Raw genomic sequence first — 15,918 nt, 5'->3', positions numbered from 1 at the left:
TAAATTTCATTCATTCCTGTTTTTTAGACCACGCGTGAATACTTCCTTTTTTGATAAACCAAAACTCTCCATTGAAATACGCTATTTTCCTTGGCAAGGTTCTATCGCTCTTTTCACCTATAGTAAAAATATTTTCACCATCAAATAGATGAAGTTGGCCATAGATGTCATACATCCATACCGCACCATCTTCTCTCATAAACAGTTGCTGAGCGGTAATATATTGACCATCAGTATGAATTGGCATTGGGTAAAAAATTGAGCTTTCAGATTGTGATAAAGTGAAAGTAGAGAAAAAGAGAAAAATACTTAAAGTAAGTATTCTGAAGAAAAGCATCTACTCGCCTTAGAATGAAAAGAGAATGGGTATCAACATCATAGAAAAACTCCGTCTATATAGCAATCAATGCATAAATAAAGGATATAAAAAAGCCCTGTCATATTAATATACGCAGGGCTTTAATATAATTATGCTTATCTGGACAGCTAGACCTGTTCTTGCAGTGCCTCAATCGTTAGCTTAGCTTGTTGTTTAAAACGAGCTCGCTCATCACTTTTCACTGGAGATGCTTGTGGTAAAGGTACCTTCATGGCATTAACCGCTCGACCATTTTTAATTAGCTCATAGTGCAAGTGAGGTCCAGTTGAACGTCCTGTATTACCACTTAACGCTATCTTGTCTCCCATTGACACTTTTTGTCCTTTCTTCACTAAGATCTTACTTAAGTGAAGGTAACGTGTCATGTATTCACGCCCATGCTTAATAATAATGTAATTACCAGCCAATGGATGGTGTAACGCTCTTACCACCACGCCATCACCCGTTGCATACACAGATGTACCTACTGGAGCGGCAAAATCAGTGCCATTATGAGGCGAAATTCTTCCTGTTACAGGATGCTTACGGTACGGATTAAATGGTGAACTGATTCTAAAGCGCTGATGAGTTGGATAACGCTCTAATGCTCGATTTAAACTACGCCCTTGAACATCATAATAATGTCCGTCAGTGTGTTTAATGAGTGTGATATCACGACCTGCATTTTTGTATAGCACCGCTTTTACATCACCAGATGAAACGGCTTTCCCATCGATAAACTCTTTATCAATTTCAACAGCAAATCGGTCGCCTTTACGAGCTTCTTTACCAAAATCAAATTTCCATTGGAGCTGTTTTGCAAGTATTTGAATTTGACCAGGCGTTAACCCAGCTGAACGTGCTGAATTATAAAAATTACTTGTTACTCTACCTGAAAGGAATACGGGTTTTATCTCACCCTTCTCTTCAATCTGAGTGAAAGTATATTTTTCACCATTCCAAGCATACACATCCGTATCTTTGATGTTTCGATGGATTTTTAACTCGGTTAATTTCCCATCTTCATCTTGCTGCCACTCAAGATCAACACCAACTCGCATATTCGCCGCTGATTTATTTACATCAAGAAGTGCATACATATCTGAAATAGATAATGCGTATTGATTAAAAATAGCGCCTAACGTTTCACCCGCATCGACGGTATGTGAATGAACAATATCTTCAGCATTAATATGCTTATCTAATTCATCTTTAGGCGCATTAAATTCTGGATCATTAGGATCAAAAATCGTTTCTACAGGCTCACTATTCTGATCTGCTAGTGTTTGTAGGTTCTCACTCGACAATGTCACTGTACTTCGAGATGGTTCCGAAAGACTTTGACTAATACTATGTGTCGGTTCCCAAATAAAAACGACTACCGTAAAAAGAGACAAAGACATTAAAACAAGCTTATGCCTTTTCGATAGTGAGTTAATTCGAGTTGCTAATACTTCTTTATACTTCATTGATTTAGACAACTTTCTAGCTCGTTACTGATGGTTAATAAGAAATTAAAATAAGCACCTGGAACTTCATCTTGCTGTATGGCTAAAGGATCTAATTCTCCTTTATGAACATCAGTACCTCGAGTTATCGTTGTTACGATAGCTGGTTCAAATTGAGGTTCAGAAAAAACACATACTGCTTGTTGAGAAACAAGTGATTTTTTTATTTTTATTAATGTTTTTGCACCCGGTTTTCTATCCGGACTCACCGTAAAGTGCCCTAAGTTATTCATATCAAAATAACGCTCAAAATAGCCATATGCATCATGAAAAACAAAATAACCTTTGCTTTTCACTGGGGCTAATTGAGTTGAAATCGTCTTCACTACCTGTGTTAACTTTTTTTCAAACTGTGCAAGGTTAGACTGATATTGATCTTTATTCAATGGATCAATTTTAATCAGTTGCTTGGTTATCTCTTTTGCGACGCCTAAAGTTTCTTTTGGACCTAACCAAAAATGAGGGTCTGTATTGTGATGATGATGCCCTTCATGAGCATGTTCATCTTCATCGTGCTTGTCAAAATGATAAAATTCAACAGAAGGAAATTGGCTTACTGTAATGATGTTCTTTTTATTTTCTAAAACTTTACTAAGGAAAGGTTCAAGATCATTTCCATACCAAACAATGGTATCGGCTTTCTGGATTTTTTTCATATCTGATGGACGTAATGCGTAATCATGAGGTGACGCGCCACTTGGAACTAGATATGACGATGTCGCTACACCCGTTGTTAATTCTTGTACAATAAGATTAATCGGCTTTACTGAAGATAGTACGCTCATTGCTTGTGCATTTACTCCCCAAAAAGTACATATACACAGCAATATGAATTGAATTCTTTTCGTCATTTTCGTCTCTTAAAAAATGTGATAGCGATTGGATTTTTAAAATGTTACATTATAACACTTACTAATTGCAAACGACTCTTATTTAAAAATGACCACTTTACTCACTTTACAAGATGTTTGTGTTGTCTTTGATGACCGCCATGTCATCGATAATGTCTCTCTTTCTATTGAATCAAATAAGATCATTACTTTGATTGGCCCTAATGGCGCAGGAAAATCGACATTAGTAAAAACCATCCTAGGTCTACAAAAACCAACAAGCGGAACCATAAAAAAAGAAAAAAAACTGCGTATTGGTTATGTTCCTCAAAAATTGCATTTAAACGATTCACTTCCTTTATCAGTTCATGGTTTTCTAAAACTAGCCGGTAAGTACAGCCAGCAGGAGCATCTTAGTGCTTTAAAACTTGTTGAAGCAGAGCATCTTTTAAATTCCAATATGCATAAACTCTCTGGCGGAGAATCGCAACGTGTGTTATTAGCGCGTGCATTATTACAACGCCCTGATTTACTCGTTCTAGATGAACCTGCACAAGGTGTCGACGTGCAAGGACAAATCAGTTTATATGCATTAATTGAATCCATTCGACACCGTTTTAACTGTGCCGTATTTATGGTGTCGCACGACTTACATTTAGTCATGGCAAAAACAGATGAAGTAATTTGCCTTCAGCACCATATTTGCTGTTCAGGGGCTCCTGAATCCATTTCAAAACACCCAAAGTATATTGCCCTATTTGGACAACAACGAGATCAACAACTTGCATTTTACCATCATGAACATCATCACAATCATGATCTTTCTGGAGAACCAAGTGATGGTTCATGTTGCAGCAAAAATAAAAAGGCACACCAATGATTGAATTTTTACTTCCTGCTTTACTCGCTGGATTAGGTATTGCTTTATTGGCAGGTCCATTAGGTTCATTCGTTGTTTGGCGTAAAATGGCTTATTTTGGTGATACATTAGCTCACGCCTCTTTACTCGGCTTATCTTTAGGTTTCTTATTTGATATCAATCTAAATTTAGCTTTGGTTATTTGCTGTGTTGCTATTGCTGTATTACTGGTGACATTACAAAAACAACGCCTTGTAGCTACCGATACCCTATTGGGCATTTTAGCGCATAGTTCACTTTCTCTAGGTTTAGTTGCTGTCAGCTTTTTAGATAATGTTCGTGTCGATTTAATGTCATATTTATTCGGTGATCTATTAGCTGTAACTTATGATGACCTTTTATATATCTATTCAGGTGTCATTATTATATTAGGATTGATTTTTATTGTTTGGAAACCATTACTGTCTTCAACAATCAGTGAAGAGTTGGCTCAAGTTGAAGGGGTTAACGTCGAATTAATGCGTTTAGTCTTAATGTTGATGGTTGGATTAGTTATTGCCATTGCAATGAAGTTTGTAGGAGCGTTAATTATTACTTCTTTATTAATTATCCCTGCTGCTACCGCTCGCCGATTTTCTCGTTCACCTGAACAAATGGTTGTATTCGCGTCTATATTCGGGTGCATAGCAGTAATGGCGGGATTGGCCTTATCTTGGCATTATGATACTCCTGCCGGCCCATCTGTTGTTGTTTCTGGTGCTGCGATATTTATGCTCAGTCAGCTAAAAAAAGTAAAAGGTTAAAATATACCGGTTTACATAAAGATTTGACCACCGATGCATCCTGATTGAAACCATACAAAAAGAGCAAGACGATTTCGTCTTGCTCTTTTTATTTTTATAATTTAAATCGATTTACAATGCTTGTTAAATCATCTGCCATGGAACCAAGTTTTTCAGCTTGTTGTGCTGTTGACTCCACATCCGTTAAATTATCTTTTGCAAACATATTAATATCAGTGATTAACTGATTTACGTTCGTTGTTGCAACTAATTGCTCTTCTGTTGATGCTGATATTTGGCTGTTCATGGTTTGTATTACAGAAACAGATTCAAAGATAGAATTCACTGTATTTTGAGCTACCACTGTCTTTTCAGCAATTGTGTGCGCTTCGTCTGAATTACTTTGCATTAAGTTAACTGATTTAACAGCTTCATCTTGTAAGCCCGCAATCATTTCTGATATTTGAGCAGTACTGTCTTGAGTTCGACTCGCAAGTAAACGAACTTCATCAGCGACAACAGCAAAACCACGACCACTTTCACCGGCACGTGCAGCTTCAATCGCAGCATTTAATGCCAGTAAGTTTGTTTGATCGGCAATACCTCGAATAACATCTAAAATACTGCCAATGTTTTCGGTTTCAACTTGTAGATTACCGATAACTTCAGCTACACCTTTAATATTTCCAGCCAGTTGTTGCATATCATTATTCATATCACCGATAGTGCTAATACAATCTGCTGATGTACTATTTACGGTTAAAGCTGAATCTGTCGCTTGGACAGCACTTTTCGTTACCTCATTAACACTAACAACAATTTGATCTGTGGCCACAGCAGCTTGTTCTAACTGTTCTGTTTGTGTTTTCACATTAACATTCATTGTTTGAGAAGAAGCAGATAGATGATGAGACGAATCACTTAATTCTTTTGTTAATACCGTTATATCATTAACTAAGTCTTTGATATTTGATGCCATATCAAGAATGCGGCCATAGATACCAACATTTTCAATCGATTTTTCAGGTAAGTGACTTAGATCGCCACGAGAAATACGGTCAATAACATTAAGAATGACATCGGGCTCATTCCCTAAGGTTTTGTTGTATTTTCGAACCGCAAAAAACATCACTAATCCAATGAAAAGATTAACAATAACACCAATAGTTAACCCTTCGAATAAGAATGCTTTAAACGTATCGTTTACTTTCTTCTCTTGAACACCACTACCTAAATACCAATTCCACAGTTTGGTTTTTACTGCAATGGATTTCACTTCTGTTGTGACATTTTCACGAGTCGTGAACCATGAATAAGTAATCACTTGCCCAGCTACGGTTAAGTTATTAATAATATGAGTTTCAGCTTCTTTGCTAACAATATCTGAGAAATGCTTACCTATAATTTGAGGATCTAATGGCGCAGCTAAAAAGTTTAACTTTTCATCGGTCATCCAAATATATTCATTATCGGAATAGGCATAACTTTGCATCAACTCACTTGCAAGACGCTTAGCTTCAATTTCTGACAGCTCACCTGTTGCCGCCTTTTCTTCTAATGTAGCAATAGTGTTTTTCGCATTGGTTAGCAAGTTTTCTAAACGTGTTACGTTATTGGTTTCTAAAGTGAATCGTACGTTGTATGCCCCCATAATAATGGAACCAAACATTGCAGCCGAAAAAATCACATAGATAATAAAATACTTAGATTTTGTATTAAATTGCATAAAAGGTCTCAAATAAAAATAACCATTAATCATCATGCTATTCATTCTTTGAGTAATATAAATAAAGTCGTAGAAAGAAAAAGCGCCGAATCTTATCAAATAGTTATCAGAATCCTGTACTCTTTTTCACCACCCCAAATGTAACCAAACATTTCATAATGTCACATATTAAAAAAGCCATTCATATTTCTATAAATGGCTTCTGAGTTATTCATGTATTGGTTTAACTTATTACCAACCAGTCACTTCTCTTAGTGCTTTACCGATGTCTGCAAGACTTTTTACTGTCTTAACGCCCGCTTCTTCTAGCGCTGCAAACTTATCTTCTGCCGTACCTTTACCACCAGAGATAATGGCACCAGCATGGCCCATACGTTTACCAGGAGGCGCAGTAACACCTGCAATATAAGAAACCACAGGTTTAGTTACATTCGCTTTAATATATGCAGCCGCTTCTTCTTCTGCTGTACCACCGATCTCACCAATCATTACGATTGCTTCTGTTTCTGGATCTTCTTGGAACAGTTTTAGAATATCAATAAAGTTTGAACCCGGAATTGGGTCACCACCAATACCAACACACGTTGATTGGCCAAAGCCTTCGTCAGTTGTCTGCTTAACTGCTTCATACGTTAATGTACCAGAGCGAGAAACAATACCTACTTTACCTTTCTTATGAATGTGACCCGGCATGATACCAATCTTACATTCATCGGGAGTAATAACACCCGGGCAGTTAGGACCAATCATCACTACACCTTCTGCATCTAAACGAACTTTCACGTCTAAAAGATCAAGCGTTGGAATGCCCTCTGTAATCGTTACGATAAGCTTAATACCCGCATCGATTGCTTCAAGTATGGCATCTTTACAGAAAGGTGCAGGTACATAAATCACTGAAGCCGTAGCACCAGTTGCTTCAACTGCATCACGAACCGTGTTAAATACAGGAAGACCAAGATGAACTTGACCACCTTTGCCTGGTGATACACCGCCAACCATTTGTGTTCCGTAATCAATGGCTTGCTCTGAGTGGAACGTACCTTGACCACCAGTAAAACCTTGGCAGATAACTTTTGTATCTTTATTAATTAGTACAGACATTATTTGCCCTCCGCTGCAGCAACAACTTTTTCAGCCGCTTCAGTTAGTGAAGTAGCCGCAATGATATTTAGGCCACTTTCAGCCAGTTTTTGTGAACCTAGTGGTGCGTTGTTACCTTCAAGGCGAACAACAACAGGAACTTCAACACCCACTTCTTCAACAGCACCAATGATGCCATCTGCAATTAGATCACAACGAACAATACCACCAAAGATGTTTACGAGAACCGCTTTAACATTACTGTCTGATAAAATAATTTTGAACGCTTCAGTTACACGCTCTTTTGTTGCACCACCACCTACATCAAGGAAGTTAGCTGGTTGGCCACCGTGTAGATTTACGATATCCATCGTACCCATAGCAAGACCCGCACCATTAACCATACAGCCAATGCTGCCATCAAGTGCTACGTAGTTTAATTCCCACTGAGCAGCATGCGCTTCACGCTCATCTTCTTGAGATGGATCGTGCATTTCACGAAGCTTAGGTTGACGGTACATCGCGTTTGAATCAATGTTGATTTTGCCATCAAGACATAGAAGGCTACCTTCAGCAGTAACCACTAATGGGTTGATTTCAAGAAGCGCTAAATCGTACTGAGCAAACATGTTACCTAAGCCCATGAAGATTTTAACAAATTGCTTAATTTGATCGCCTTCTAAACCCAATTTGAATGCCAGTTCACGACCTTGGTATGCTTGAGGACCAACAAGAGGATCGATCGCCGCTTTATGTATCAGTTCTGGTGTTTCTTCAGCAATTTTTTCAATATCAACGCCACCTTCAGTCGATGCCATAAATACAATACGCTGTGATGCACGATCGACAACTGCACCTAAGTACAATTCATTCGCAATATTTGATGCTTCTTCAACTAAAATTTTTGATACAGGTTGGCCGTTGGCATCAGTTTGGAAAGTAACTAGATTTTTACCTAGCCATTTTTGTGCAAATTCTTTAACACCTTCTTTTGTGTCATGCAGTTCAACACCGCCCGCTTTACCACGGCCACCAGCGTGTACTTGACACTTAACTACTTTTTTCGCCGTGCTAATACGGCCTGCAGCTTCAAAAGCTTCTTGAGGTGTATCGCAAGCATAACCCTCGGGTACAGGAAGGCCAAATTCTGCAAAGAGCTGCTTTGCTTGATATTCATGTAAGTTCATTATGTTCTATCCATTTTATGTTATTCCCTTTTATGGGAATTTTTAATGTCCTAAGAGGCTCTAAGGTCTCTTTCTATTTTTTATCCAATAATGAAGTTGAATAAGAGGCTGCCGTGAGCATGGCAGCCTTTGTTTGTTACTAAAATTTATATTTAAACATCTAGTAATAAACGAGCAGGATCTTCAAGTAACTCTTTAATGGTTACCAAGAAACCTACTGATTCACGACCATCAATTAAACGGTGATCGTAAGACAATGCTAAGTACATCATTGGTAAAATTTCTACCTTTCCATCAACCGCCATCGGACGATCTTGGATTTTATGCATACCTAAAATTGCAGCTTGAGGCGGATTGATAATAGGCGTCGACATTAATGAACCAAACACGCCACCATTAGTAATGGTAAAGTTTCCGCCCATTAAATCTTCTACTGCTAATTTACCGTCACGACCTTTAATTGCTAGCTCTTTAATGCCTTTTTCAATATCAGCAAATCCAAGCGTATCGCAATCTTTCAGTACAGGAGTAACTAAGCCACGAGGAGTTGAAACTGCCATACTAATATCAAAGTAGTTATGATACACGATATCATCACCATCAATTGACGCATTCACTTCTGGGTAACGCTTCAATGCTTCTGTTACCGCTTTCACATAGAAAGACATAAAGCCTAAACGTGTGCCATGACGCTCCTCAAATTGATCTTTATATTGCTTACGAAGATCCATGATAGGTTTCATGTTTACTTCATTAAACGTAGTTAACATCGCTGTGCTGTTCTTCGCTTCAAGTAGACGGTTGGCTACTGTTTTACGAAGGCGAGTCATCGGTACACGTTTTTCACTACGATGAGCTAATGCTTCTGCTGGCTTATCTGTTGCTTTTTCTGCTTTTGGCGCGGCTTTCAATGCTGCAATATGCGCATCAACATCTTCACGGGTAATGCGACCACCAACACCTGTGCCTTTCACATCAGATGGAGCAATATCATGCTCACCTAATAAGCGACGAACCGCAGGACTTAATGCATCATTGCTTTCTTCTGATAAAGACGCTGTATGACGTTTATCAGGAGATGATTCAGTTGCCGTTGTTACATCAGTCGTTGGCTCACCAACAACAGCACCTGGCTTAATACGCGCAAGAAGTTGTTTAGAAAGAACCGTTGTACCTTCATCTTCTAAAATGGCTTCTAGTACTCCTGCTTCTGGCGCTGGTACTTCAAGAACCACTTTGTCCGTTTCAATGTCTACAAGTATTTCATCACGCTCAACTGCATCACCAGGTTGTTTATGCCATGTTGCTACAGTAGCGTCTGCTACAGATTCAGGTAAATCTGGAACCAGAATTTCGATTGTCATATCCGTTTTCCTATACTTTCTAGTTCTTATCTAGGGTCAGAGCGTCTTCTACTAACGCTTTTTGTTGTTTCACGTGCACCGACATATAACCTACTGCTGGCGAAGCAGATGCTGGGCGTCCTGCATAATGTAGAATCGCACCATCAGGTAATGCTGAGCGGAAGTTATGTTGGCTTGAATACCAAGCACCTTGGTTTTGAGGTTCTTCTTGACACCAAACATAATCAACAACATTTGTATATTCAGCTATTGCTGCTTCTACGTCTTCTTTAGGGAATGGGTACAGTTGTTCAATACGAACAATTGCAATGTCATTCTGTTCATTCGTTCGACGTTGTTCCAGAAGGTCGAAATAAACCTTACCAGAACAAAAAACAACTCGTTTGACTTGTTTAGGATCTAACGCATCAATCTCAGGAATCGCTGACTGGAAGTTACCTTCAGCAAGCTCTTCAAGTGTTGATGTACATAATGGATGACGTAGTAAAGATTTAGGTGACATTACCACTAATGGACGACGCATTGGGCGAACCACTTGACGACGTAACATGTGATAAACTTGCGCCGGTGTTGATGGCACAACTACTTGCATATTTTGTTCAGCACAAAGCTGTAAATAACGCTCTAAACGTGCAGAAGAGTGCTCAGGACCTTGACCTTCATAACCGTGCGGTAGCAGCATAGTTAGACCACACATACGGCCCCACTTTTGCTCACCTGAAGAAATGAACTGATCCACAACAACTTGAGCACAGTTAGCAAAATCACCAAATTGCGCTTCCCAAATCGTTAAACCACTCGGCTCTGCCGTTGCATAACCATACTCAAACGCTAATACGGCAGCTTCTGATAAAACAGAATCATGAACTTCAAATGGACCTTGTTTATCATGAACATTTGATAGCGGTACGTATGTACTTGCATCAGATTGATTATGTAGTACTGCATGACGATGGAAGAAAGTACCACGACCAGAATCTTGGCCAGTAATACGAATACGCTTACCTTCATCAACAAGCGTCGCATAAGCTAATGTTTCAGCCATACCCCAATCAATTGCTTTTTCTCCAGCAATCATTGACATACGATCGTTGTATAACTTATTTACTCGGCTGTGTAATTTATGGCTTTCTGGGTATTGGCAAATTCGCTGACCAAGCTCAACTAAGCGCTCTTTATTGAATTCGTTGTCCCATTCCATATTCCAATCATGACCAATAAATGGTGACCAATCTACATTATGTAGTTTCATTGGACGCCACTCTTTCACCACAACTTCACCATGGTCTAGTGCATCTCGGTACTCATTAATAAGTTGAGTGGCCGTCTCTAACTCAAGATCTTGGCGCTCAATTAATGTGTCCGCATACAATTTACGTGGCGTTGGGTGTTTTTTGATTTTTTGGTACATCAATGGTTGCGTTGCATTTGGCTCATCAGCTTCATTATGGCCATGGCGGCGATAACACACTAAATCAATCACTACATCACGCTTAAATTCGTTTCTGTAATCCAATGCAATTCGTGTAACAAAAGCAACGGCTTCAGGATCATCAGCATTCACATGGAATATTGGTGCCTGAACCATTTTTGCAATATCAGTACAATATTGAGTTGAACGAGTATCTTTCGGATTTGATGTGGTAAAACCAACTTGGTTATTCACGACAATGCGAATCGTACCACCCACATAGAAAGCACGAGCTTGTGACATATTAAATGTCTCAGCTACCACGCCTTGCCCTGCAATAGCAGAATCACCATGAATAGTGATAGGAATTACTTTATCACCCGCTTTATCGTTTAAACGATCTTGGCGAGCACGAACCGAACCAATAACTACTGGGTTTACAATTTCTAAGTGAGATGGGTTGAAAGCCAATGCTAAATGCACATCTCCACCCGGAGTTGCGAAATCAGAAGAGAAACCTTGGTGGTACTTAACATCACCTGTACCCCATGAATCGCCATGCTTACCAGCAAATTCATCGAATAAATCTTGTGGCTTTTTGCCAAGTACGTTGATTAGCATATTTAAACGGCCACGGTGAGCCATACCAATAACGACTTCTCTACCACCACACGAACCCGCATGACGAATTAACTCTTTCACCATAGGAACCATGGCATCGCCACCTTCCAGTGAGAAACGTTTCGCTCCAGGGAACTTAGCACCAAGATAGCGTTCAAGGCCTTCAGCAGCCGTGAGCTCTTCTAAGAATGTGAGTTTTTCTTGAGAAGTAAAAGATGGCTTACCAGCTACAGATTCTAGACGTTGTTGAATCCAACGTTTTTCCTCTGTATTAGTAATATGCATATATTCTGCACCAACAGAGCCACAATAAGTGCTGCGTAATGCATCATACAAATCAGAAAGTTTCATTGTCTCTTGGCCTGAAGCAAAAGAGCCAACGTTGAACGTTTCTGAGAAATCTTCATCGGTTAAGTTATGAAATGCTGGTTCTAATTCAGCAACATATTCATGAATTTGCAAACCTAATGGATCGAGATTTGCATTTTGATGCCCACGGAAACGGTATGCATTAATAAGTTGCAGTACCTTAACTTGCTTAGCATCTACGTCTGGATCGTTAACTTGAGCGCTAAATTGCTTGGTTTCTTTCGCAAGACGACGGAAATAATCACGAACAGGAGTATGAGCTTGCTCTGCTGTACCAGCTTGATTTACTGGCAGCGCATCAAAAACTTCTCGCCATTCGTCACTAACGATTTCCGGGTCACTGAGATAGAGTTCGTAGAGTTCTTCTACGTACGTTGCATTAGCGCCAGCTAAATGTGAAGACTCGAGCCATGCCTTCATCACGCTATTCTGCATTATTTTCCCTTAATCCAGTAGTTTCACGTCTATCCCGGTCTTTGTGCCGGGCTTATAATAAGCCTCAACCTATCAACATAGGTTGAGGAAAAGTAAATTATACCGCTTTTTTCAATAGCATTGTCTTTATATGGCCAATTGCTTTTGTTGGGTTTAACCCTTTAGGACATACACTTACACAATTCATGATACCATGGCAACGAAAAACACTGAATGCATCATCTAAATTAGATAAACGTTCATTTGTCGCAGTATCTCGACTATCAATTAACCAACGATAAGCTGCAAGCAACCCAGCTGGTCCGATGAATTTATCTGGATTCCACCAAAATGATGGGCACGAGGTAGTACAACATGCACACATGATGCATTCATACAAACCATCGAGATGCTCACGCTCTTCTGGAGATTGTAGGTTTTCTCTTGAAGGTGGCGTTGCTCCATCACTAATTAAGAACGGTTTTACCTTTTCATAATTTTCATAGAATTGTGCCATATCGACAATCAAATCTCGAACAACAGGCAAACCAGGCAATGGACGAATAACAATCTCACTTTTATCTGCTAATTCAGATAATGGCGTAATGCATGCAAGTCCATTTTTACCATTCATATTAAGACCATCAGAACCACACACACCCTCACGACATGAACGGCGGAAAGCTAATGTTGGGTCTTGTTCTTTTAATAAGATAAGTGCATCAAGCACCATCATATCTGAACCTTCTTCAACATCTAATGTGTATGCTTTCATGTGAGGTGCATTATCTACATCTGGATTATAGCGGTAGATCGAAAAATTCAATTTCATTCTTCTGCCCTCTTAATATGTACGAGCTTTCGGAGGGAAAGCTTCACGGTGAACAGGTTCCATATTTACATTACGCTTAGACATTGATTCTGTCTCAGGGTTGTAAATTGAATGGCATAACCAATTAGCATCATCACGCTCAGGGAAATCGAAGCGTGCGTGTGCTCCACGACTTTCTGTACGGTAATTTGCTGCTACTGCGGTTGCAAATGCCGTTTCCATCAAGTTTTCTAGCTCTAAACATTCAATACGCTGAGTATTAAACTCAGTCGATTTATCGGATAGATACGCATTGTTTAGACGCTCACGAATCACTTTTAGCTCTTCAAGACCTTTTGCCATTGCATCACCTTCACGGAATACCGAGAAATTATTTTGCATACACTGTTGTAAGTCTTTACGGATTTGGGCTGGGTCTTCACCACCCGTGCTATTTTCCCAACGATTATAACGCTCTAGTGAACGCTGAATATCTTCTTCAGTTGCTGGTTTTGCTTCTGCTTGCTTCTTCAAAGTTTCACCTAAATGAAGCCCTGTTGCACGACCAAACACCACTAAATCAAGCAAAGAGTTACCACCTAAACGGTTAGCACCATGTACTGAAACTGACGCAATTTCACCACAAGCAAACAGGCCTTGAACTTCAACATCGGCGCCACTTTCATCTTGCTTAATAGCTTGACCTGAAACCTGAGTTGGTACGCCGCCCATCATGTAGTGACAAGTTGGAATAACTGGAATAGGTTCTTTTACAGGGTCAACATGAGCAAAGGTACGAGATAACTCACACACACCAGGTAAACGTGACTCTAATGTTTCTTTACCTAAGTGATCCAGTTTCAATTTAATGTGTGGACCCCAAGGACCATCGCAACCACGACCTTCACGAATTTCAACCATCATTGAACGAGCTACAACATCACGACCTGCCAAATCTTTAGCATTTGGTGCATAACGTTCCATGAAGCGTTCACCATCTTTATTTAAAAGATAACCACCTTCACCACGACAACCTTCAGTTACAAGAACACCAGCACCTGCAATACCTGTTGGGTGGAACTGCCACATTTCAATGTCTTGCATTGGAACACCAGCTCGAATTGCCATACCAACACCATCACCAGTATTAATATGTGCATTGGTTGTTGAAGCGTAAATACGTCCAGCACCACCTGTAGCCAGAATTGTTGCTTTGGATTTAAAGTAACAAACTTCACCGGTTTCCATACAAAGAGCAGTACATCCTAAAATGGCACCGTCTTCATTTTTTACTAAATCAAGCGCATACCACTCAGAGAAAATCGTCGTTTTATGTTTAATATTTTGTTGGTAAAGCGTATGAAGAAGCGCATGCCCAGTGCGGTCTGCCGCAGCAGCAGTACGAGCGGCTTGTTCGCCACCAAAGTTCTTAGATTGACCGCCAAATGGACGTTGATAAATCGTACCATTATCAAAACGTGAAAAAGGCAAGCCCATTTTCTCTAGTTCAATAACCGACTCAGGACCATTTTTACACATGTATTCGATCGCATCTTGGTCACCGATATAATCAGAACCTTTCACCGTATCATACATATGTTGTTCCCAATGATCTTCATGCGCATTACCAAGAGCAACGGTAATACCACCTTGGCAGATACAGTGTGAGAACGAGTTGGAAAAACTTTTGATAACAAAGCACAAGAAAGGCCTTGTTCTGAAATTTGCAGCGCGGCTCTCATACCCGCACCACCAGCACCGATTACAACGGCATCAAATTCTCTAACAGGAATACTACTCACTACACACCCCACACTATAATTAAACCAGAGAAGAAATAGACAAACAGAACAGAGATCAACCCAAGCTGAAGCAGAGCACGCAACATAACTGGTTTGATATAATCAGTAAGCACTTGCCATAAACCAATCCATGCATGAATTAGAATGGACAATAGCGCTAACATGGTAAACGCTTTTGTAAATAGTCCACCAAAGAAGTTAGTCCATGACAAATACGTTAACTCTGGCCCAAAGGCACAAAAGCCAACAATGTATAATGTGTATAGGGTAAGAATGATCGCACTGGCACGAATCAGAATAAAATCGTGTACACCGTTACGACCAAATGACGAAACATTAGCTACCATACCAATACTCCTGCTAAAAGTGACAACACGGCTGTAATTGCAAACGCAACTTTAGCACTTTGAGTGCCTGACTCGAGCTCTTCAAAATAGCCCATATCCATCAGTAAATGACGAATACCTACGACAATATGGTAAGCAAGAGCAGTCAGAATTCCCCACATAATGAAAGTTACAAAAAAGCCATCGACATAATCAGCGGCTTGTGCAAATCCAATAGGTGAAGAAAGCGATAGGTTGAGCAACCAAAGCAATATTCCGACAGAAACAAAAGTAATTACACCACTCACGCGATGCAAGATTGAGGCGATAGCCGTTATAGGAAAACGGATCGTTTGTAGATCTAGGTTGACAGGTCTTGACTTTTTAACTTTCACAAGGGGCTCACTCAGCTCCATTGAGCATTTTATTGTTATAGATACCTCCGATCTATCAAAAACCGCCTAGAT

General features: G+C 39.7%; 13 protein-coding genes and 1 pseudogene. 2 read left to right on the top strand and 12 right to left on the bottom strand.

Annotated elements, in window-relative coordinates:
* Nucleotides 1–10: 10 nt before the first annotated feature.
* The 3 genes from AAFX60_004475 to znuA form a co-directional block, all read right to left on the bottom strand.
* Entirely contained in the window at nt 11–337 is a 327-nt protein-coding gene (locus AAFX60_004475; GenBank protein ID XDF78415.1) for a hypothetical protein, read from the bottom strand.
* A gap of 149 nt (nt 338–486) precedes the next feature.
* On the bottom strand, nt 487–1,827 hold the full coding sequence (mepM, locus tag AAFX60_004470) for a murein DD-endopeptidase MepM (GenBank protein XDF78414.1): 1,341 nt from the start codon (nt 1,825–1,827) through the stop codon (nt 487–489).
* Nucleotides 1,824–2,717 (bottom strand): zinc ABC transporter substrate-binding protein ZnuA, encoded by an 894-nt coding sequence (gene znuA, locus AAFX60_004465; protein XDF78413.1) that lies wholly within the window; start codon nt 2,715–2,717, stop codon nt 1,824–1,826. The genes mepM and znuA overlap by 4 nt, the downstream gene beginning before the upstream one ends.
* A gap of 88 nt (nt 2,718–2,805) precedes the next feature.
* Between znuA and znuC the strand changes: the two genes are divergently transcribed.
* Nucleotides 2,806–3,576 carry a zinc ABC transporter ATP-binding protein ZnuC gene (gene znuC, locus AAFX60_004460; protein ID XDF78412.1) on the top strand — a complete coding sequence of 257 codons (771 nt, stop codon included), beginning with the start codon at nt 2,806–2,808 and terminating at the stop codon, nt 3,574–3,576.
* Nucleotides 3,573–4,358: a zinc ABC transporter permease subunit ZnuB gene (znuB, locus tag AAFX60_004455; GenBank protein XDF78411.1), complete on the top strand. Its 786-nt coding sequence runs from the start codon at nt 3,573–3,575 to the stop codon at nt 4,356–4,358. Before znuC ends, znuB begins: the two co-directional genes overlap by 4 nt.
* Nucleotides 4,359–4,452: 94 nt before the next feature.
* On the opposite strand, the gene AAFX60_004450 is transcribed toward znuB, so the two are convergent.
* The 9 genes and pseudogenes from AAFX60_004450 to sdhC all read right to left on the bottom strand — a co-directional run bounded on the left by AAFX60_004450 (nt 4,453) and on the right by sdhC (nt 15,861).
* On the bottom strand, nt 4,453–6,063 hold the full coding sequence (locus tag AAFX60_004450; protein ID XDF78410.1) for a methyl-accepting chemotaxis protein: 1,611 nt from the start codon (nt 6,061–6,063) through the stop codon (nt 4,453–4,455).
* 231 nt (nt 6,064–6,294) lie between these two features.
* Nucleotides 6,295–7,167, bottom strand: coding sequence for a succinate--CoA ligase subunit alpha (gene sucD, locus AAFX60_004445; GenBank protein XDF78409.1), 873 nt, complete (start codon nt 7,165–7,167; stop codon nt 6,295–6,297).
* Nucleotides 7,167–8,333, bottom strand: a complete 1,167-nt coding sequence (gene sucC, locus AAFX60_004440; GenBank protein ID XDF78408.1) for an ADP-forming succinate--CoA ligase subunit beta — start codon at nt 8,331–8,333, stop codon at nt 7,167–7,169. Before sucC ends, sucD begins: the two co-directional genes overlap by 1 nt.
* Nucleotides 8,334–8,485: 152 nt before the next feature.
* On the bottom strand, nt 8,486–9,697 hold the full coding sequence (odhB, locus tag AAFX60_004435) for a 2-oxoglutarate dehydrogenase complex dihydrolipoyllysine-residue succinyltransferase (protein XDF78407.1): 1,212 nt from the start codon (nt 9,695–9,697) through the stop codon (nt 8,486–8,488).
* A 19-nt stretch (nt 9,698–9,716) separates the two neighbouring features.
* Nucleotides 9,717–12,533, bottom strand: coding sequence for a 2-oxoglutarate dehydrogenase E1 component (gene sucA / locus AAFX60_004430; protein ID XDF78406.1), 2,817 nt, complete (start codon nt 12,531–12,533; stop codon nt 9,717–9,719).
* Nucleotides 12,534–12,630: 97 nt separating this feature from the next.
* Nucleotides 12,631–13,344, bottom strand: a complete 714-nt coding sequence (locus tag AAFX60_004425) for a succinate dehydrogenase iron-sulfur subunit (GenBank protein ID XDF78405.1) — start codon at nt 13,342–13,344, stop codon at nt 12,631–12,633.
* A 12-nt stretch (nt 13,345–13,356) separates the two neighbouring features.
* Nucleotides 13,357–15,047, bottom strand: a pseudogene (gene sdhA / locus AAFX60_004420) (succinate dehydrogenase flavoprotein subunit).
* Nucleotides 15,048–15,124: 77 nt separating this feature from the next.
* Complete coding sequence (gene sdhD / locus AAFX60_004415) at nt 15,125–15,472, bottom strand: succinate dehydrogenase, hydrophobic membrane anchor protein (protein ID XDF78404.1); 348 nt, start codon at nt 15,470–15,472, stop codon at nt 15,125–15,127.
* Nucleotides 15,466–15,861, bottom strand: a complete 396-nt coding sequence (sdhC, locus tag AAFX60_004410; GenBank protein XDF78883.1) for a succinate dehydrogenase cytochrome b556 subunit — start codon at nt 15,859–15,861, stop codon at nt 15,466–15,468. The genes sdhD and sdhC overlap by 7 nt, the downstream gene beginning before the upstream one ends.
* Nucleotides 15,862–15,918 lie beyond the last annotated feature (57 nt).

Origin of the sequence: Aliivibrio fischeri, assembly GCA_038993745.2 — a bacterium.
Lineage (GTDB): Bacteria > Pseudomonadota > Gammaproteobacteria > Enterobacterales > Vibrionaceae > Aliivibrio > Aliivibrio fischeri_B.
This window is presented reverse-complemented; position numbering and strand designations above follow the sequence as displayed.